Genomic DNA, 20,360 nt, shown 5'->3' with positions numbered 1-20,360 from the left:
TTACCTCTATTTTTATCATTCATTATAAAAATTCGTTCATCTCTATTTTATCATAATTGAGATCAAATGAGCGAAAAAAGACTTGATTCCCCAAATCAAGTTCTTTTTTAAAAGTTTATCTCATTTTAGGATACTCTAACAAACTGAACTGAAGAGCCATAAAAAATCGAGTCTTAGCTAGCTCGATTCTTTTTGAGATAATGATACAATTTCAACAAAACTGTTCCACTGGCCATTCCAATGGAAATAACGAGAGCCAACATCATGACTAACATGGCACTAGAAATGGCATGACCGTAGTCACCTGTCACAAAGAAGGAAGTTGTTCGATAGGACAGGTAACCTGGAACTAGTGGAGCTAAGATGGCTAAAGCAAAAACAACGGCTGGTGTTTTGTAGATAATGCTCATAATCTGGCTGATACAAGAACCAATTACCGCAGCAATAAAGGTTGCTAAAATGACATTAGTTGGCTCCTTGAGTATTAGATAGAGGAGCCAGATTGACATTCCCAAAACTCCACCAGGAATCAGCATGGAACGTTGGACGTTTAAAACGATTAAAAAAGTGATAATTGCTAGCAGACTAGCTAGAGCCTGCAATAAAAATGTTGTTACAGTCATATTAGTTCATGAGTACGAGGGCGACAGAGGTGCCTGCCCCTAAGGCAAGGGTAACAAGCAAGGATTCAAACATCTTGCTCATACCAGAGTTAATGTGATTGGTCATAATATCTCTAACAGCATTAGTCAGGGCAATTCCTGGTACAAATGGCATGACCGCACCTGCAATGACCAAATCAGCTGTAGAAGGCAATCCAGAATAGCGCGCCCAAAATTGTGCAATCAAGCCAAAAACAAGAGCACCTGCAAAAGCTGTCATAAAAGGAATACGAATAAACTTCTCTACATAGAGAGAGAAAGTAAAGGCAAATAAAGTTGCCACTCCTGCTCCGATGGCATCGTAGACATTCCCACCAAACATAATAGAGAAGAAGGGAGCACTGAGGGTAGCTGCAGCAGTCAGTTGAACATTGGTGTAGGGAGAGGCCTTAGTATTTAATTCCTTTAGTTGCATAAAAGCCGTTTCCAAATCAAGCTGTCCCGATACGATCTGGCGCGAAATCTGGTTGACATCACAAACCTTCTCAATATTATAAGCTGAAGATGTTACTCGCTTCATGCGAGAGATATTTGTATTTTCAATGGAGAAAAAAATGGCTGCAGGCATGGCTAAAACATTACAATCCATAATGCCCTGTGAATGAGCAATCCGAATCATGGTATCTTCAACACGATAAATCTCAGATCCATTTCGAAGCAGTATCGTACCTGCTAACATAATGACATCGATCACTGCATTCAGTTGTTTGACTTCGTCCATGTTCCCCTCCTTTTAAAACTCCTTTCTATTTTATCATAAATTTGAAGGAAAAAAAATCTTTGTCACAAAAACTGTGACAAAGATTGATCAGTTATCTCCTCGATGCCCATCGGACAGATTTGGAGACGTAGTTGTTTGATTTGTTTGTGGTTCTCTAATCTGTGGAGATGTTTCTGCACGACTAGGATTGCTTATTGTAGGATTTGTTGTTGTAGTTGTTTTCGGTTTATAGATAGAAATCTTGATACGAGTTGTATTCAAATCTACACTTTCACCTGGTTTTGGACTTTGGTTAACAACTGTACCCTCGGCAGTTCCTTCTAGAGCTGTAGAAACCTCTACCACTTCAATATTGGCTTCTTTGACACCGACTATCTGAATCAAGTTATTCTTGGTGAATTCAAGACTAGAACCAATATAACTTGGCATTGAAACACTAGTTACCTTTTTAGCTACAGTCAAGACTATTTCTGTTGCCTTACTAAGATCATATGTAGTTCCTTCTGGCAAGCTTTGTTTCATAACGAGACCTGCCTCTGTTTCATTTGATTCTTCTTCAACAACCTTGATGAGATTTTCAGGAACCTTTTTCCCTTTCAATTCTGCTATAACATCTGTTGATTTACGACCAACATAATTTCCAATCTTGAAGGATTGTTGACCTGAAGAGATAATAAGATTAACTTTTGTTCCTTCTTTTCGTGCTGAGCCAGCATCTGGATCTGTTCGGATAACTCGACCTTCTTCTACAGTATCACTAGCTTCGCTCTTCTCCTCACCAATCTCAAAATTCGCTTTTTTCAGGTTTTCCTTAGCTTCAGCTACAGTTTGACCTGCAACTTTTGGAATTTCAACAGTAGCTGGTGTTTTCGATACAATCCAGAAAAGGGAAGCCAAAACAAGTATAAAGCTAGCTAAAAGCACCAAATATCTTGCTTTGAAACGGCGTTTCTTGACTGGTTTTGGAGCAGTTTCTTTACTTGCTACCTTTTTATTTGGCTTTTTAGTCTGAGGATTTTCTTCCTTCGGTTGAACTTTAGGAATCGCAGTCAGAGTAGATTGGGACATCTTTGGTAAGGTTTTAGTATCAACCTTACTTGTATCGTCAAATACTAGCTTTGGTTCATTGCGACGATTGTATGAAAGACTACTCAACAAGTCAACATACATCTCAGAAACTGTTTGATAACGGTCTGTTAATTTTTTAGCTGTCGCTTTAATGACCACATTTTCCAATGATTGTGGCACCGATGGATTTTCTGCGATGACTGAAGGAAGTGGTTTTTGGAAATGCTGAAGTGCAATCGTAACAGCACTATCTCCATCATATGGAATATGACCGGTCAACATTTCAAAGAAAATAATTCCCATCGCATAAATATCACTCTGAATAGTTGCCTTAGAACCACGCGCCTGCTCAGGTGATAGATAGTGGACAGAACCCAACATAGAGTTGGTCTGTGTCAAACTGGTTTCTGCGAAGGCTACTGCAATCCCAAAGTCTGTAACTTTCGCAGTACCATCAGGAGTCAAGAGAATATTTTGAGGTTTCAAATCACGGTGAACAATCCCCTTTGCATGCGCCAAACGCATAGCCAAGAGAATCTGTCCCATGATACGAACTGCTTCCTCGTTTGATAGAGGATAGTGTTCTTTGATATAGCGTTTGAGGTCAAGACCAGCTACATATTCCATAGCTAAGTACTGTTGACCATCTTCTTCACCGATATCTGTAATTCGAACGATATGAGGATGATCTAGATCTGCCATCGCACGCGCTTCACGCTGAAAACGCGCAACAGCGATTGGGTCAGTCTGGTAGTTGGTTCTTAAAACCTTTACAGCAACTTCTTCCCCATCCAGAATCAAATCTTTGGCCAGGTAGACATCTGCCATCCCTCCGCGGCCAATTTGTTTGATAATCCGATATCGTCCGGCAAATATCTTGCCGATCTGGATCATTCTGATTCCTCCTCAATCGCAATCAAAGCAACAGTAATGTTATCAAGCCCTCCGGCATTGTTTGCAAAACGCACTAAAGTTGCCGCCTTGCCGTCAAGTGAGATATCACTTGTCATGATGTCATAGATTTCGCTACCTGAAATCATGTTAGTTAGACCATCACTGTTCATAACGATATAGTCGCCCGGTTCCAAGCTTACAATTCCTAAATCAGGTTGAATTTCATCTTTTTGTCCGATTGACTGTGTGATAATATTCTTTTGTGGATGTGCTTCAGCTTCTTCGGGTGTTAATTGACCCGCCTTGAGCAATTCATTCACCAAAGAATGATCACTCGTTAATTGATGGTATTCTTCACCACGAATCAAACCGATACGAGAATCTCCAATGTGGGCATAAATAGCTTGATTATCAATAATTGCAAGGGCTTCTAGAGTTGTTCCCATTCCCTTGTAAGCATCATCACGCCCCATTTGATAAATTTTTTGATTTTCGATTTCTAGATGTTCTGCAAACCATTCACGAACTTCATTTACGGTATCGATATGAGTATCCACCCAGGCTACACCTAAATCTGTTACTGCCATTTCACTGGCAATATTCCCTGCTCGGTGTCCTCCCATCCCGTCTGCTAAGATAATCAATGTACGACCGGCACGGTTGACAAAAAGATTAACATAGTCTTGATTATTTGTACGTTTCTGACCAACATCTGTTAATAATGAAATTTCCATTGTGTCAGTTCCTCCCTAATCGGATATCTTACGAAATTGGCTGATAAAGAATCCATCACTTCCATACAATTCTGGAGTAATGAGGATGCAGCCATCTTTCAGGATATCCTTACATTCGTGTTCTAGTTTAACCTGCTCGAACTCTGGATGACTTCCTAAAAATGCTTGAACAACTTGAAAGTTCTCCTCAGAGACAATAGTGCAGGTACTATAAGTTATTATACCACCTTTACGTAGTGTTTGACAAACACTACCTAATATTTCCAACTGAATTTCCTGTAATGACGCGAAATCAGCAGTGTCTTTATTGTATTTGATATCTGGTTTTCGACGTAAGAGTCCAATCCCTGAACAAGGGGCATCGACTAGAATCTTATCAAATTGATCCTTGCCAAAAAACTCATGCACTTTTCGAGCATCCAGTTTTTGCGTTTGCACACGATCTGCTACACCTAGGCGCTCTGCATTCTCTTGAATTAAATTGAGTTTGTGGTCGTAGAGATCCAGGGCCGTCACCTGTCCCGTAGTTAGATAGGAAGCCATATGAGCTGTCTTGCCACCAGGAGCTGCACAAGCATCTAAAACCTGCTCATCTCCTTGTAAATCTAGTGTAGGCGCAACCAACTGACTAGACTCATCCTGGATGGTAATAGCCCCTTCAGCAAATAAGTCATGACTAGCAAAATGCCCCTGCTCCTTGACCAGACCAGCATCTGACAGAATCGAATCACTTGCATCAAGTAAAGTTTTAATTTCCTCTTTTCGACTCAAATCAGTCACACGAATACTGGCTTTGTTGCGTTTTAATAGACTTTCAAAAATCGCTTGAGCTCGCGCTTCTCCATACTCTTCCTTGAGCTTAGAAACCAACCAAACTGGAAGAGAGTAAGCAATGGAATCACGCTTATTTTTACGTTTGATACTTGCAATATCTGGCAAACCCTCACGCAAGATACGGCGCAGAACAGCATTGACTAGTTTTTCACTGCCTTTCTTACGAGATTTTGCAATTTCTACCGCTTCATGGACCACTGCATGATCAGGAAGCTTATCCAAGTATTGAAGTTGATAGACGCTCATGAGAAGCAAAACATAGAGCCAGCTGTCTAGCTTGTCTCTATCCTCGATAAAGTGAGAAACGTACCACTCTAGTGTAAGTTTTCGCGTTACAGTCCCATAAACAATCTCTGTCACCAAGCCCTTATCTGCTGCTGACAGTTGACTTCCCTTGAGGTGTTTATTTAAGGCGATATTGGAGTATGCTTGATTGACAAAGACGTCTTCTAGCACCTCTAAGGCTAAACTTCTAGCCGTTTCTACTTTAGTCACCAAATCGTTCTCCTACTGCTAAAGTTCGTCCCACACCGTTGAGGAAGGAAGCAATGTCCATCTTAGGTTTTCCTGCTGGTTGAACTTGTTTGAGTGATAAAGCTCCTTCTGCTGTTGCGACAATCAGTTCTTTCTTTCCGATGGAAAGAATCTCACCCGGATTTCCCTTCCCTTCTACTGGCAGGGATTCATAAATCTTAAAACGATCTCCCTTGAGGAAAGTATGAGCAACAGGCCATGGATTCATCCCACGGATTTGGTTAAAGAGTTGACGGTTGGTCTTGTTCCAATCCAACTTTTCTTCCTCAGGTTTGATATTTGGAGAAAATGTAACCTGGTTTGGATCTTGTGGTTCTGGCTGAATTTCACCAGCAATATAAGCAGGTAGAGTATCCAAAAGTAGATCACGACCAACAATCGCCAATTTTTCAAACAAGGTTCCGACATTGTCCTCATCTGTAATCGGAATGCTTCGACGAGAAATCATATCTCCTGCATCCATTTCCTTGACCATTTCCATAATGGTCACTCCTGCTTCCTTATCACCTTGAATCAAGGCATAATGAATGGGAGCACCACCACGGTGTTTAGGAAGGAGCGAAGCATGCACATTGACTGCAAAATCCATGCTATCAAGAAGTTTACTTGGGAGGAATTGTCCAAAAGCTGCAGTCACAATTCCATCAGCACCCAAATTCATGATAGCTTCCATTTCTGGACTACCTGATAATTTTTCTGGTTGGTAGATAGGAAGCCCTGCTTCTTTAGCTGCTTGTTTTACTGGGGTTTCTTGGATGACTTTTTTACGACCGACCGCGCGATCTGGCTGAGTCACGACGGCCACGATTTCATAGCGATCATCTGACAAAAGCCCCTTCAAAACGGTCGCTGAAAAATCGGGCGTTCCCATAAAGATTAGTTTTGTCATCTTTTCTCCTTTTTACAAAAATTGCTGCGGTTCGTGATCAATACTGAGACGAAGCTCACTATTTTCACGTTCTTGAGTTAGGGCCAAGACCTGATTAAGAGTCGAGGCCAACTCATCTTCTAAACGGTATTTAATCAGTATTTGGTAGTGATAAAGATTATGAGTACGAGCGATAGGTTTAGGCGTTGGACCAAGGATGATACTAGCATCCGACAAACCTGACCGCAAAATTTCCATGACCTCATAAGCTCTTCTAAGAACCTCTTCTTCTTTCTTATGAGACAAGGTAATCCCAATAGTGAAATAATAAGGTGGATAGCCAAGTTGACGTCTGATGCCCATTTCATAGGCATAGAAACCTTCATAATCCTGATCCTTGGCAAAACGAATGGCATAATGATTAGGATTATAGGACTGAATCAAGACCTGACCTGCTTTTTCAGCGCGACCTGCACGACCGGCTACCTGGGTCAAGAGTTGGAAAGTCCTCTCAGAAGAACGAAAGTCAGGCAGATTCAAGGCTGTATCCGCATTGAGAACACCAACCAAGGTTACATTTGGAAAATCCAAGCCCTTGGCAATCATCTGGGTTCCTAGCAATATGTCCGCTTCACCATTGCCAAACTGCTCAAGTAAAGCTTGGTGGCTACCTTTTTTGCGAGTTGTATCTACATCCATGCGTAGAATGCGTGCCTCTGGAAAGAGTTCTGCTAGCTCATCATAGGCCTTTTGAGTCCCTGTCCCGTAATAACGAATGCTACGACTCTGACAGTTTGGACAGACATGAGGAATTTCTTTCGAAAAGCCACAGTAATGGCAGTTCATAGTTTTGGTATCCATGTGGAGAGTCAAGGAAATATCACAATTCGGACAGGTATCCACGGTTCCACATTCTCGACACATGACAAAACTTGAATAACCACGGCGATTGAGCATGAGAACAACCTGCTCTTTTTTATCCAGTCGATCTTGAATGGCCTCAATCAGTGGTGGTGTAAAGTTAGATGTTTCATTTTGCCCGATATAGTCCCGAAAGTCAATCACTTGAACTTCAGGAATACTGGCTAAAGGATTGGCCCTTTGCGTCAGGCGGAGATGTTGATAAACACCCTTGCCAGCACGCGCACGGCTTTCTAGACTCGGTGTTGCAGAACCAAGGACTAGAGCAGCTTGATTGTACTGAGCTCTTAAAATGGCCACATCTCTAGCATGATAACGAGGATTGCTGTCTTGCTTGTAGCTGGCCTCGTGCTCCTCATCGATAATGATTACCCCTAGATTTTTCAAAGGTGCAAAAATGGCAGACCTAGCACCAACAACTACCTGGGCTTCTCCTCGCTCCACCTTGCGCCATTCGTCGTACTTTTCACCATTGGACAAACCTGAATGGAGAATGGCTACTTTATCACCAAAACGAGCAATGAAACGCTCTGTCATTTGAGGTGTCAAAGAGATTTCTGGGACTAAAACGATAGCTGTTTTCCCCATATCCAAGGCTCCTTGGATAATCTGCAAGTACACCTCCGTTTTCCCACTTCCTGTGATTCCTTGTAGAAGAAATGGAGGATGTTCTTTCCCAATCGCTCTAACAACTGCCTCACAGGCTTCTTTTTGTTCTGGATTTAACTCTAGGGCTTGATTCGATTCAATTCCTTCAAAGTAGGCAGCTGAACGTTGGACTTCTTTTTGAAGGATCGTTAAAGCACCCTGTTCTACAAAGAAGTTAACTTGGTCGCGTGAGTAATGTTCTAACAAATCAGCCAAAGGAACTGTTTCAGGATGTGCTAATAAATATTCTCGCAGTTCCAATTTCTTCTTGGCACGATTTGAGATTTCTAGCTTTTCTAATGTGTCAAGATTCACTTGAATCCAAGACTGTGTTTTAACCTTCTTCTGGTCTATAGCCTGATACTCTAACTTCAAAAGTCCTTTGCGAGTCAATCGCATCATCTCAGCCTGCTTTTCTAAGTCTAGAGATGAAAATGCTAAGGACTCTTGCGATCCAAACAAACGGTCTCTGTCTTTCTGACTCAAGCCTTCCAGAGGATAGAGGATCTTATCATAGCTAGAGTTCAAAAACCCAGGAAGCATAGCTTTAAGAATGGAAATTTTATAAGAGAATACTGACTTACGTAGTTCTTCAGCTAACCAGAGCTGTTCCTCCGTTAAGACAGGAGAAAAGTCCAGCACTTCGGCAATCTCTTTCAAGTCATCGTCTGCCACTTCCGCATCATTTTCTTGTTCAATTTCAAGTACTATCCCTTGAATCAAGCGATTGGCCTTTCCAAATGGAACGTGGACTCGCATGCCGACTTCCAACATATCTTTAAATTCTTCAGGAATCTTGTAACTATAGGGTTGGTCCGTCTGCATCAAAGGAACATCTACAATGATTTTTGCAATAGCCATATCCTCACCTCCTTCTCTTCTTAAATCGTTTCAATTGATTGAGTATTCTTGCAATAGAAAAAATAAGATTGAGTCCCCCCAACCTTAAATTTTTTCACCTTCTTCTTTTTCTTTCGCGATTTGCTCTTTGATTTTCTTTTCTTCTTCTTCTTTCAAGCGTCTTTCTTCTTCGATACGACGACGAACAGCTTCGCGCTTCCCTTCTGGATCTGGGTGGATAATGACATTCCCAGATTCAATCTCTTCCAAGGCACGAAGCGTAGATTTTACAGATTTGAATTCTTGTGTTGGAGTTGCTCCAGCTTCTAATTCGTGAGCACGTTTTGCTAACAAGATTACGAGTGAATATTTTGATGGTACCTTGTCAAGTAAGGTATCAATAGAGGGTTTAAGCATCATTTGTTTGTACCTGTTTTCTATATAGTTTATCGAATAGTCGGAGACTTTGGTAGCATATCCTGATAGTGACCGATAACACGATCCACACGGAAATGTTCAGCTTCAATCACACGTTTGACACGTTCTGCAGCAAGAGGAATATGGTCATTGACAATAGCATAGTCATACTCACGCATCAAAGCAATTTCTTCTTTGGCTTTTTCAATACGCTGTGCAATCACTTCTGCGCTATCTGTACCACGACCAACGAGACGGTCTTGCAATTCTTCCAAATCTGGTGGTGTCAAAAAGATAAAGACAGCATCTGGAACTTTTTTCTTGACCTGGAGAGCTCCCTGAACTTCGATTTCAAGGAAAACATCAATGCCCTTATCAAGGGTTTCATTGACATAGGTCAGAGGAGTACCGTAGTAGTTGCCTACATACTCTGCATACTCTAACATTTGTCCTTGACGAATCAACTCTTCAAATTCTTCGCGTGTACGGAAGAAATAGTCAACTCCGTCTACTTCACCTGGACGTTGAGCCCGTGTTGTCATAGATACAGAATATTGGAATTGATTTTCAGAACTCTCAAAAATTTCTCGTCTAACCGTTCCTTTTCCAACTCCCGAAGGGCCTGAAAAAACGATTAGTAAGCCACGGTCTGCCATGATGTCTCCTTTGGATAGTTTGTGAAATGACTTGAAAATTCATCAGAATTCACTATATAAAGCCATTTCTGCTTACTACAATCTTTCTATCTAGTGTAACAAAAAAGCAGTAATTTTTCAACTGCTCTTTCTTATTTATTTTGCATAATCAACTGCACGAAGTTCACGAATCACGGTCACCTTGATATTTCCTGGGTAATCGAGATTACTTTCAATTTTCTCACGAACTTTATGAGCCAAGATTGTTACCTTGTCGTCCTTGATTTGACCTGGGTTCACCATGATACGGATTTCACGACCGGCTTGAAGGGCAAAGCTATTTTGAACACCTTCAAAGCTATTTGCGATTTCCTCTAAATCATGGAGACGTTTGATGTAGCTTTCAAGTGATTCGCTACGAGCTCCTGGACGGGCTGCACTTAAAGCATCCGCCGCAGCAACGATAACTGCGATTACACTTTCCGGTTCTACATCTCCGTGGTGACTAGCAATCGTGTTAATCACAACTGGATGCTCCTTGTACTTGCGAGCCAATTCTGTACCAATCTCAACGTGGCTGCCTTCTACCTCACGGTCAATAGCTTTCCCGATATCGTGGAGGAATCCTGCACGACGGGCAAGGGCTGCATTTTCACCAAGTTCGCTAGCCATGATACCAGCCAACTTAGCCACTTCGATTGAGTGTCGCAAGACATTTTGTCCGTACGAAGTACGGAACTGTAAGCGACCCATGATCTTCATCAAGTCTGGGTGAAGGTTAGGTGCACCGATTTCATAGGCTGCTGCTTCACCATATTCACGAATACGATTATCAATTTCTTGACGGTTTTTCTCAACCAACTCTTCGATGCGAGCTGGGTGAATACGTCCATCCTTGAGCAAGGTTTCCATCGTCATACGGGCAATCTCACGGCGGATAGGATCAAAACCTGACAAGGTTACCACTTCTGGCGTATCATCAATGATGACATCAACCCCTGTCAAACTTTCAAAGGTACGGATGTTACGCCCTTCACGACCAATGATACGACCTTTCATGGTATCATCAGGCAGATGAACTGTTGAGTTGGTAGACTCAGCTACATACTCACCAGCAATTCTCTGCATGGCTTGGGACAAAATATCCTTAGCAAGTTTATCAGAACGTTCCTTAACTTCTTGCTCAGCCTCACGAATACGGCTAGCAATTTCCTTGCTCAAGTCTTCCTCTGTTTGAGCTAAGATAATGTCTTTTGCCTCTGACTGAGTCAGACTTCCGACACGCTCAAGTTCAGCTTGCTTTTGCTTTTCAATTTCCTCTAGTTGCTCTTCACGTGCATCAAGGTTTTTTGCTCTATCAGAAATACTTTGTTCTTTTTGTTCAAGTGTTTTTTCTTTGTTCGTCAAATTATCGTCTTTACGGTCAAGGCTCGTAGCTCTCTCCGTCAAACGACTTTCGATTTGCTTGAGTTCTTGACGCTCTGACTTAAATTCAGCGTCCACTTCTTCGCGGTATTTTCTGGCTTCCTCTTTAGCCTCCAATAGTGCTTCTTTTTTAAGGGATTTGCTTTCGCTTTTAGCTTCATTGAGTAATAAATCCGCTTCGCGTTCAGCTTGTCCTCGTAAATTAGTTGCTTCTTGTTCAGCATTTAAAAGCATCAACTCTGCAGCCTCTTGTGATGATTTCATCTTGACTGAGATGCTGACATATCCAATGACTAAACCAATGATGACGGCAAAAACAACTATAACAATTGTCATAATTTCCATGTTTTTACCTCAATTTATTTGTTTATCCGAATGACATGCATTCCTATACATTTTACCACAAAAAACTATTTTTAACAAACCTTAAATGGAAGATGATTTGGTCATTTTTTGAGTTGAAATTGTTGTTTTCCCTAGTAAAATAGGCTTCTTTAGCGAACTAAATTTTTTATAGAATTTTTTACAAAAAAATAAGTAAAAAGCCTACTGTTCAGTAGACTTAGTTTGTTTCGATTCTGATTGGCACTCTGCCAAAATTTTGTTCTGCAATACTTGGATGTCCTAGTTGGTAAATCTGGTCTGCCTTTTGAGTCATGGCATCCCAGGGCTCTTTGCCTATTCGGCTAACTAGATGGACCTGCTCTTTCAAATACTTGAGATGTTGCCTGCCTTTTTCGGTAAATCCAAGGATATGAATGGCTTCTGGCAAGGCACTTTCTCTGGCTTGTACCAAGATATAAGTCAAGAGGCGTCGCACACGCGCTTTTGTGTACCGTTTAGTGGAAACTGCCTCGACTAATTCTTCCACAGACTGGGCTGTCTTTATGGCACCCTTGATACGCACGGCCATTTCTTGATTAACCTGATAAATAGTAGTTAGGTCAGGATTTGATAAGATTTGGTAGCGAAGCAAAGGATAATAATCTTCCCAGTTTACCTTACTAGCATTTTCAAAAAGTTTAGCAGATGGCATAAAGCGTTCTAAAAAATCTTGGTCATTTTGGTGCTGACGAAGAGCTGTCGCTGAGGCAAAGTCCACATCCTTGTCCACAGAATGGTAACCTGCTCCCTGACGTTGATTTGGATGAAGACTGATGTTTCGCCCTGCTACCGCTTTGGCATAGGCAAGAGCAAGGACATGATTGGGCGTATCACCTGAAAAATCAAGGTCTGCAAATTCCTTCCACATGGCTTGGGTTTTCTGAGGGTAAGAAAGAGAATCCGATAAGTTTTCCATGAAGAATTCCATCTCTCGACCACGTTCTGCATATAGGTTAGCAATTTGCTGGTAATCCAGAACTTCTTCTGTCCCAAAGGCTAGGGTATCAATCCCCAAACGAGCCAAGATAGCCACTGCACCTTGACCAAAAAAGTCCGCCGCTTGGACACTGACTAAAAAGGGCAATTCTACAACTAAATCCGCCCCATTCTCTAGTGCCATTTGAGCCCGCGTCCACTTGTCCACAATAGCAGGTTCGCCACGTTGAACAAAATTCCCAGACATAGCAACGATTTTCAGTCCTTCCACCTGATCCAGCAGGTATTTGTGGCCATTATGAAAAGGATTGAACTCTGCGATAATACCTGTAATGGTCATGGTAATCTCCTACTTCTGTGCGACGAAAAACCAACGGGTACTAGTCTCTGTTGGCTCCTTGTCTTCAAAGTCCGCAAAGAGTTTAAAAGACTTGAAACCAGCCTGCTCCAGCAGAATATCATAGGTTAAGACCTCGTAAGTGCGCTCCTCATGCACTTCATCATGACGACTAAAGGAACCGTCTGCTTCCTTGACAAAGAAAGTCAACTCATGGACGATAGAATGTGGTGCTGCATCCTCATAGGTATCCCAGAGCATGGCAAAATCTTCCGCATTTTCATGATAAGAATAACCTGGGAAAACCTCATCAGTCTGGTAGGTCGAATGCACATCAAAGATAAAGACTCCGTCCTCATTAAGAGCATCATAAACTTCTTTAAAGACATCCCCTACTTCCACCTCGTCCTGCATATAGCAGATAGAGTCCGAATAACAAGTCACAAAGTCGTATTTACCAGCCTTGGATAAATCCAGCATATTGCCTTCAATAAAATCAATCTTTTGCTTGGCTGAAGCTGCTCTCTTTTCGGCAATCTTCAACATATCCGCACTCAAATCAAGCCCAGTCACATCAAAGCCAGCTTGAGAAAAGCGCACAGACTGAATCCCTGTCCCACAAGCCAATTCCAAGAGTCTCTTTCTCTCCTTAGTCTTAGGCAGATGACGGAGGGAAAAGTCCGTCCATTTGTCATATAAACTATCATCCATGACTGCATCGTAAACAGCCGCAAAAGTTTCATAAGTAGCCATAATTAAGATACAAAGAGCGTTAAAAGCAAGGAGAAAATAGGAAACTTTCTGCTGTATCGTCAGATACAAAGGAAGTTTATCTTTTTCTCGCAGCTTTTAGCTCGTGTTCAATTAAGAGACCAACTAAACACAAGGCCCTATCCTTTCTTTCCATAGAATTTCAATTTAATCAACAAAACTCAGTTGCTGCCAACTGAGTTTACCTGCTTAAGCTAGGGCTGTTGAAAGATCGACAGCACTTGCCTCATGCCATAGTTTTTCTAGGTTATAGTGGGCACGCATTTCTTCTGAGAAGATATGCACAACGACACTGCCAAGGTCTAGCAAGACCCAGCCTCCAGCTGCATCACCTTCGACATGACTGCCTTTAAAGCCTGCTTCCGCTACTTTTTCACGAATATTGTCAGCGATAGCATCCAACTGACGGCTATTCATTGAGCTAGTGATAACAAAATAGTCTGTCACACTGGTCAATTCTTGTACGTCAAGCGCGAGGATATCCTCCGCGCGTTTCTCATCAGCCGCTTTCACGACTAGTTCTAATAATTCTTTTTCGTTCATTTAGTCCTCTTTCAAATAGTGCACATAGGCGTTATAGGTTTCAAGGGTTTGGGGATAGATGGGAAATCCCTGGTGAGCTAAATGCTCTACTGTGTGAGCTGTCTCGTAGGCCACCGCCTTATTTAGCGATAGTTCAGCAATTTCACGCGCCTCATCCACTCCTGGAAAGGCACGATTGTGCTCGATATAGTCTGCGACGTAGATAACCTTGTCAAGGTCCGTCATCTGAATCGCTCCTACTGTATGAATTTCAATAGCTCGTAGGATTTCAGGATCTTGTAAATCCAAATCTTCCTGAATTTTGTAAATACCGACCATACCATGCCAGACATTATTGCCCCAGTTTTTGAGGTCAGAATCTAGCTGATAACGGTCAATCAAGTCTAGAAATTCCTGGTCTGACAACTTTTTAGCATAGTCATGAAGGAGACCTGCTAGACCTGCTTTCTCGGCATCCACTCCGAATCGTTCTGCAAGTTCAATGGCTGCGCGCTCTACACCCAAACAATGGGTCAAACGCTTCTCAGGTAGAAGCTCTGCCATTTTTTTCAATAATTCCTCACGGGAACAGTTGATATAGTCCTGGTATGCCATCAATAAAGTCCTTCTTTCTCGATATAGTCTAGCACTAGCTTAGGTAGGAGAAAGTTAGGTGTGCGTCCTTGGGCAATGAAATCACGCACCATGCTGGATGAAATATCCATGAGAGGTACATCCACCCAGATAACTGGATAAGAAGTCCCTGCCTTGTAACGTGGACGTTGAACCCCTACAAACTGAACTAGTTCCACCAACTCATCAATTCGGTACCATTTAGGCAGATAGTCCACCATATCTGCACCGATAATGAAATAGTAATCTGTATCTGGATTCTTCTCTGTTAGAAGCTTCATGGTGTCGTAGGTGTAAGAAATCCCCTTACGCTCTAGCTCGATGGTCTCAATAGCTAGACCCTCAACCCCATCAATCGCCAATTCTAACATCTTGAGGCGATGGTGTTCAGGAATGGTTTCCTTTTTATCTACGTGAGGTGGTTGGTATTCGGGCATGAGCAGAACCTGATCCAATCCCAACTGTTGGCGCACTTGATCTGCAACAATCAGATGGGCATTGTGAACAGGGTTAAAATTTCCACCCAAAATACCGACTTGTTTCCGTTTTTTATCCTTGATTTCTGGCTCTAACTCCACTTTTGTAAAGGGAGTTAATAATTCGATTGCCATAGGTTAATCTCCTTTACTCTTCTGTAAAAACAGTCTTGGGAGTATCGTTCTTAGATTTCTTTGACTTTTTTAGAAATCTTGCGATTTTCTTTCTTGCTTGATTGTTTATACAAAATCAAGATGCGTCCGATTTTTTGAACTGTATCCACACCGATTTCTTCTTCCAAGATTTCAGCTACTTCGTGGATATTCTCATCTGTGTTTTGCAAGAGAGTAACCTTGATCAATTCACGGGCATCGAGTGCCTGACGAACACTTGTTTTGATTTGGTCGTTGAGACCATTTTTCCCGATTTGGATGATGGGTTTGAGGGTATGTGCCTGGCTGTTGAGGAAGGCACGTTGTTTTGATGTTAATGACATATTTCATTTAAAAGAGTTTCTTTTTATACTTTTCTGAAGTGGTGACGGACGTCAGCAAAGTCCTTCGGACTTTCATGACTAAAATTTGAGCCTAAGGTCTCAGATTTTCCGTTGTTGGTACAATTTCTTGTACCAACTGCCACCACGGCGAAAAGTATTCGTTATGGGCTCGCAATGCTCGCATTTATAAAGATAACTCTTTCCTTTCTGTGTTTAAATAATTGCTTTTCGTGTGACGACTACGACGCCTTCTGGTGCCCAGACGGCGACTTTAGCAGTTCCTGTTATACGAATCCAGCCTAGTCCTGAGATAACTAGGTCTGTCTTGTCCTTGATAGTAAAGACATGTTGGAGCAGTTTTGGAAAATCTTCTTTTTCCTTGCTATTTGGCGGTGTGAGAAGGGTTCCCAGGTGCTTTTCGTAAAAGGCACTGGCTCCTTCTAGCTTGGTGCGGTGAAGTTTGAGTTCATTGTCAAAGAAAGCTGTGAAACCTTGCTTTTCTCCTGCAATAAAGTCAAAGCGTCCCAATCCACCTAAAAACAGAGTTTGTTCAGGGTTTAGCTGATAGGTTTTTGGTTTGATTTCCTTTTTAGGACTGACATACTTGAGATTTTTAGCCGTCAAGTAGTGAGCCATCTGGTGGCGGTGGATAATTCCAGGTGTATCGTAGATATAAGAACCGTCATCAAGCGGAATCTCGATCTTATCTAGAGTTGTCCCTGGGAAGCGTGAAGTTGTGATGACGTTCTGGTCACCCGTAATTTCCTGGATAATGGCATTGATAAGAGTTGATTTACCGACATTAGTCACCCCAACTACATAGACGTCACGTCCCTTACGGTATTGCTCAATCTTGTCGATTACTTCTCTAATAGCGTGCTTGTTTTGTGCTGAAGTCAGGACAACATCCACAGGACGAAGACCTTCTTCGTGAGCGCGCTCCATCAGCCAGTGGGTTACCTTGCTGTCCTTAACAGACTTAGGCAAGATGTCTTTTTTATTTCCAACCAAGAGCACATCATTACCTGAGACAAAGCGTGGCAAACCTGGGATAACAGAGCCATTAAAGTCAAAAATATCAATGACATTGACCACCAAGGCATCACTATCTCCTACCTCGTGCAAGAGTTTGAGGAAATCATCATCTGTCAACTGCACATCTGTAATTTCATTATAGTGACGGAGACGGAAACAACGCTGGCAATAAACTTCTCCAGTTTCCAAACCTTTTTCCAATGCTGACTGAGGGGTAAAACCCAAACCAGTCTTATCTTCCGTCTGAATGGTTGCTCCACAACCAATACAGAGAATTTCTTCCATAGTTAAATTCCTTTTTTATAAGTAATAGGTCCGTACTTCTCAGTGATTTGCTTCATAACACGACGTTCACGAGCTCGGTTGATTTGCGTTTTGATGGAATCGTGCCGGACCAAGGGTTTGACCAAAATCGAACGAATTCCTGCACGGTGAGCTGCACGAATATCTGTCATGAGCTGATCCCCAACCATGACCACTTCGTTTTTCTCATAGTGGAATTCTTTCATCGCTCGATCAATCCCGAAAGTAAAAGGCTTCAAAGCCCAGTAAACATAATCAATTCCAAATTTTTCAACTGCTCGTTGAACACGTTTCTTAGAATTGTTTGAGACTACGATAATGCGAATCCCTGCATCACGAAGATCATGCAACCATCGTTTCATCTCTGGAGTCCCGTCAGGGTTATTCCAAGCAATGAGAGTGTTATCTAAATCTACCAAAACAGCTTTTATTCCCTGTTTTTGCAGGCTTTCTACTGTCAAATCATATACTGCTTCCACAGCAAAATCTGGCATGTAATGTTCAATCGCCATTCTGGCTCCTTCTCTTTTATTTCCTAGTAATTTTCTTCAGCCATTGAGATAAGGCTGCCCATAAAATCAAGCTAGCCATTAAGATATAAATCCAAGCATTTGGCTCTTCTGTAAATGGTAGAGGAACATTCATTCCGAAGAAACCTGTAATAACCGCAAGTACTGCTAGTAAGACGGAGATAATGGTCAAAATTGTCAAACTATCATTCAGGTTATTGTTTAGGATGTTGTTGTAAGAAGCGGAGAGTTGTTGCAAGACTTGAGAAATCAAATCTGTCATAGACACCAACTGATGGGCTTCAATCATCGCATCATCAAACTGCTCTCGTTCGACATCGTTAAATCTCCGATAAAGAGCATGACCTTGGATATGTTCCAATAAAAGTCGATTTTGTTTTGCCGCTGCTGTCAAGTAAACCATACCAGTCTCCAAGTCAGAGAGGGCGAAAAGATTTTTCTTTGTTGTGGTTTGACGTAGCAAGGCACTAATTTCGTCCTTACTTTTATCCATTTCTTCAATGACGGGATAATAAGCGTTACTAATAATCTCTAAACCGGCAAAGAGAAATTTGTAAATAGAAAGGGACTCATGACTATTCAGATAAGATAACATTTGATCAATGACATAAGCGTTCTTATGGTTACTAATCGTAATCATTCGTTGTTTTTCAACGATAAAGGTCATAGGAATGGCTTCATAGTAATCCTTGTCCTTTTCTAAGTCCAGAACATTGTAGATAAAGGTCACAGTCCCATTCTCACGGTTGTAATCCATATGGGCACGTTCATTTTTATCCAGCGCATATTCGATGGTTTCCTTATCCAATCCGTAGATTTCAGATAAATCTTCAAGATTTTTAATTTTTTCTACATCTAGATTGATCCAAACACAACCATTTCCTAATTGCTCATCTAAAAACATCGTTTCTCCTTTATCAAACTCTTTCTATTGTACCATAAAAGAGGTAAAATTTCAGTTCTCTTCTTTCCTTGAAAAATTGCTGACTACAGTGATATTACGGTTAGGAACAAAATGGAGAGCTTGGTCTTCGCCTCTTAGTTGAGTAGTTCGAATTCCAACACTAACTACTTTCCCCGATACAGTAATGGGACCATTTGTCAAAACGACCTCATCTCCCACATCCAACTGACGTTCAAAGAGAATAAAGAAACCATTGATGACATCTGAAAGGAAGCCTTGTGCCCCCATACCAATCGCAACCCCAGCAATCCCAGCACCTGCCAGAAGACTTGATACAGGTAAGCCTAGGATAGATAAAATGCAGTAGACTAAGAAGAAATAGAGAATGTAATTAAAGACATTTTCAAGCAAACGCGAAATTGTCTTCTGTCTTCCCGCGTCCCGATTTGAAAATTTAAGCGATGGTTTTACAATTCTCTTAACAGTCGTATGAAGTAGCTTTTTAGCAATATAAAATAGTACAAATAAAATTAAAAGAGAAATCACTTTTGTCAAGAGATTCTCAAATACTGAGGTTAAATCTAGCTTATCAAAATAACTTTTAAAAAATTCTTGCATGTAAAACTCCTTTCTAATTATTATACCACAAAACGATATCTGAACCAGTTTGGCAAATATTCATTCTGCCAATATTATCAATAGATTGACTTGATTTCAAAACATATTTATACTATAATCAAACCACTACAAGAAGAACTAATTATTTTCTTAATGATTCTATTGGAATAGACTTTTTTACCATACCGACCATTAAAATATTAAATCATTTATCTCAAGGAAGTATTCTATGTCTATCACACAACGTACTTTGAAACTAGTCCTAGCAACCTGTTTTGCTTGTTTACTAGCCTACTTTTTTGATTTATCATCTGCTGTATCAGCTGGTATCATTGCTATTTTGAGCCTTTCAGACACTCGAAGAAGCACCATCAAACTAGCTCGAGATCGCCTTTTTTCAACTCTCCTTGCACTACTGGTTGGTGTCATAGCATTCCAACTGACTGGATATCACATCTGGAGTTTTGGACTGTACTTAGCAATCTATGTTCCCCTGGCCTATAAACTAGGTTGGGAAATTGGGATTACCCCTAGTAGCGTCTTGGTCAGCCATCTCTTAATCCAGCAATCAACCTCACCAGAACTTTTAGTGAACGAACTACTACTATTTCTAATCGGTACTGGCTTTGCACTGCTGGTCAATCTCTATATGCCTTCGCGTGAAAAAGAAATCCAACGCTATCATATTCTTGTTGAAGATAAACTCAGAAATGTCCTTCTACGCCTAGCTTACTATCTAAAAAGAGGAGACGGTCGTAATCAAGCACAACTCGTAAATGAACTTGACCAGCTGCTCGAGGAGGCGCTTAAACTGGTTTACCTCGACCACTCTGATCATCTCTTTCATCAGACAGATTATCATATTCATTACTTTGAGATGCGACAAAGGCAAACTCGTATCTTGAGAAATATGGCTCAACAGATTAATACTTGCCAACTAGCCGCAAGTGAGAGCCTTATTGTCGCACAGCTCTTTTCAAAGACAGCTAGTCAGCTGAGTCAAACTAATCCAGCCTACGATTTATTGAATGATATCGAGAGCTACCTACAGGTATTTCGCAATCGTAGCCTTCCGAAAACTAGAGAAGAGTTTGAGACACGGGCGACTCTCTTGCAACTCTTCCGTGAATTAGAACACTTTATCCAGATAAAAGTCGATTTCTACAACCGTTATTCTGACAATAACAGTAACAAATAAAAACTTCTATCGGCA

The 20,360-nt window shown here is 41.4% G+C and carries 21 protein-coding genes; 1 reads left to right on the top strand and 20 read right to left on the bottom strand.

Translation table 11 applies throughout. The features are described from left to right. Nucleotides 1–173 precede the first annotated feature (173 nt). The 20 genes from ACTO1Y_RS00415 to ACTO1Y_RS00320 all read right to left on the bottom strand — a co-directional run bounded on the left by ACTO1Y_RS00415 (nt 174) and on the right by ACTO1Y_RS00320 (nt 19,147). Nucleotides 174–623, bottom strand: a complete 450-nt coding sequence (locus tag ACTO1Y_RS00415) for a threonine/serine exporter family protein (RefSeq protein WP_441347950.1) — start codon at nt 621–623, stop codon at nt 174–176. A 1-nt stretch (nt 624) separates the two neighbouring features. Further along, nucleotides 625–1,383, bottom strand: coding sequence for a threonine/serine exporter family protein (locus ACTO1Y_RS00410; protein ID WP_441347949.1), 759 nt, complete (start codon nt 1,381–1,383; stop codon nt 625–627). An 87-nt stretch (nt 1,384–1,470) separates the two neighbouring features. Next, nucleotides 1,471–3,345 carry a Stk1 family PASTA domain-containing Ser/Thr kinase gene (pknB, locus tag ACTO1Y_RS00405; RefSeq protein ID WP_441347948.1) on the bottom strand — a complete coding sequence of 625 codons (1,875 nt, stop codon included), beginning with the start codon at nt 3,343–3,345 and terminating at the stop codon, nt 1,471–1,473. Continuing rightward, complete coding sequence (locus ACTO1Y_RS00400) at nt 3,342–4,079, bottom strand: Stp1/IreP family PP2C-type Ser/Thr phosphatase (protein ID WP_441347947.1); 738 nt, start codon at nt 4,077–4,079, stop codon at nt 3,342–3,344. The genes pknB and ACTO1Y_RS00400 overlap by 4 nt, the downstream gene beginning before the upstream one ends. A 15-nt stretch (nt 4,080–4,094) precedes the next feature. Next, nucleotides 4,095–5,408, bottom strand: coding sequence for a 16S rRNA (cytosine(967)-C(5))-methyltransferase RsmB (rsmB, locus tag ACTO1Y_RS00395; RefSeq protein WP_441347946.1), 1,314 nt, complete (start codon nt 5,406–5,408; stop codon nt 4,095–4,097). After that, on the bottom strand, nt 5,401–6,336 hold the full coding sequence (fmt, locus tag ACTO1Y_RS00390; RefSeq protein ID WP_441347945.1) for a methionyl-tRNA formyltransferase: 936 nt from the start codon (nt 6,334–6,336) through the stop codon (nt 5,401–5,403). The genes rsmB and fmt overlap by 8 nt, the downstream gene beginning before the upstream one ends. A gap of 12 nt (nt 6,337–6,348) precedes the next feature. Next, complete coding sequence (locus ACTO1Y_RS00385) at nt 6,349–8,745, bottom strand: primosomal protein N' (protein WP_441347944.1); 2,397 nt, start codon at nt 8,743–8,745, stop codon at nt 6,349–6,351. Nucleotides 8,746–8,829: 84 nt separating this feature from the next. Next, nucleotides 8,830–9,144 carry a DNA-directed RNA polymerase subunit omega gene (gene rpoZ, locus ACTO1Y_RS00380; RefSeq protein ID WP_441347943.1) on the bottom strand — a complete coding sequence of 105 codons (315 nt, stop codon included), beginning with the start codon at nt 9,142–9,144 and terminating at the stop codon, nt 8,830–8,832. A 26-nt stretch (nt 9,145–9,170) separates the two neighbouring features. Beyond that, a complete protein-coding gene (gene gmk / locus ACTO1Y_RS00375) occupies nt 9,171–9,797 on the bottom strand; it encodes a guanylate kinase (protein WP_441347942.1) in 627 nt (208 codons plus the stop codon). Nucleotides 9,798–9,932: 135 nt separating this feature from the next. Then, complete coding sequence (locus tag ACTO1Y_RS00370) at nt 9,933–11,546, bottom strand: ribonuclease Y (RefSeq protein WP_441347941.1); 1,614 nt, start codon at nt 11,544–11,546, stop codon at nt 9,933–9,935. Nucleotides 11,547–11,763: 217 nt separating this feature from the next. Continuing rightward, the gene (locus ACTO1Y_RS00365; RefSeq protein ID WP_441347940.1) at nt 11,764–12,861 is read right to left on the bottom strand and encodes a nucleotidyltransferase; all 1,098 of its coding nucleotides are present in this window, start codon (nt 12,859–12,861) and stop codon (nt 11,764–11,766) included. Nucleotides 12,862–12,870: 9 nt separating this feature from the next. Further along, nucleotides 12,871–13,611 (bottom strand): class I SAM-dependent DNA methyltransferase, encoded by a 741-nt coding sequence (locus tag ACTO1Y_RS00360; protein WP_025173248.1) that lies wholly within the window; start codon nt 13,609–13,611, stop codon nt 12,871–12,873. Nucleotides 13,612–13,818: 207 nt separating this feature from the next. Continuing rightward, complete coding sequence (rsfS, locus tag ACTO1Y_RS00355; RefSeq protein WP_441347939.1) at nt 13,819–14,172, bottom strand: ribosome silencing factor; 354 nt, start codon at nt 14,170–14,172, stop codon at nt 13,819–13,821. Further along, nucleotides 14,173–14,766, bottom strand: coding sequence for a bis(5'-nucleosyl)-tetraphosphatase (symmetrical) YqeK (yqeK, locus tag ACTO1Y_RS00350; protein WP_441347938.1), 594 nt, complete (start codon nt 14,764–14,766; stop codon nt 14,173–14,175). It lies immediately after the preceding gene. Then, entirely contained in the window at nt 14,766–15,395 is a 630-nt protein-coding gene (locus ACTO1Y_RS00345) for a nicotinate-nucleotide adenylyltransferase (RefSeq protein WP_441347937.1), read from the bottom strand. Before ACTO1Y_RS00345 ends, yqeK begins: the two co-directional genes overlap by 1 nt. 50 nt (nt 15,396–15,445) lie before the next feature. Beyond that, nucleotides 15,446–15,757, bottom strand: coding sequence for a ribosome assembly RNA-binding protein YhbY (gene yhbY, locus ACTO1Y_RS00340; RefSeq protein WP_000060171.1), 312 nt, complete (start codon nt 15,755–15,757; stop codon nt 15,446–15,448). A 213-nt stretch (nt 15,758–15,970) separates the two neighbouring features. After that, a complete protein-coding gene (gene yqeH, locus ACTO1Y_RS00335) occupies nt 15,971–17,077 on the bottom strand; it encodes a ribosome biogenesis GTPase YqeH (protein WP_441347936.1) in 1,107 nt (368 codons plus the stop codon). A gap of 2 nt (nt 17,078–17,079) precedes the next feature. After that, complete coding sequence (locus tag ACTO1Y_RS00330; RefSeq protein WP_074324806.1) at nt 17,080–17,607, bottom strand: YqeG family HAD IIIA-type phosphatase; 528 nt, start codon at nt 17,605–17,607, stop codon at nt 17,080–17,082. Between the two features lie 16 nt (nt 17,608–17,623). Continuing rightward, entirely contained in the window at nt 17,624–18,529 is a 906-nt protein-coding gene (locus ACTO1Y_RS00325) for a magnesium transporter CorA family protein (RefSeq protein WP_441347935.1), read from the bottom strand. Nucleotides 18,530–18,580: 51 nt separating this feature from the next. Further along, the gene (locus ACTO1Y_RS00320) at nt 18,581–19,147 is read right to left on the bottom strand and encodes a mechanosensitive ion channel family protein (RefSeq protein WP_441347934.1); all 567 of its coding nucleotides are present in this window, start codon (nt 19,145–19,147) and stop codon (nt 18,581–18,583) included. A 229-nt stretch (nt 19,148–19,376) separates the two neighbouring features. Between ACTO1Y_RS00320 and ACTO1Y_RS00315 the strand changes: the two genes are divergently transcribed. Beyond that, complete coding sequence (locus tag ACTO1Y_RS00315) at nt 19,377–20,345, top strand: aromatic acid exporter family protein (RefSeq protein ID WP_441347933.1); 969 nt, start codon at nt 19,377–19,379, stop codon at nt 20,343–20,345. The last annotated feature ends 15 nt before the right edge of the window (nt 20,346–20,360 follow it).

Source organism: Streptococcus sp. V728 (genome assembly GCF_052077995.1).
In the GTDB taxonomy this organism is placed as follows: domain Bacteria; phylum Bacillota; class Bacilli; order Lactobacillales; family Streptococcaceae; genus Streptococcus; species Streptococcus infantis_B.
The sequence above is the reverse complement of the archived record's forward strand: the minus strand, read 5'-3'. Positions and strand labels throughout refer to the sequence as shown.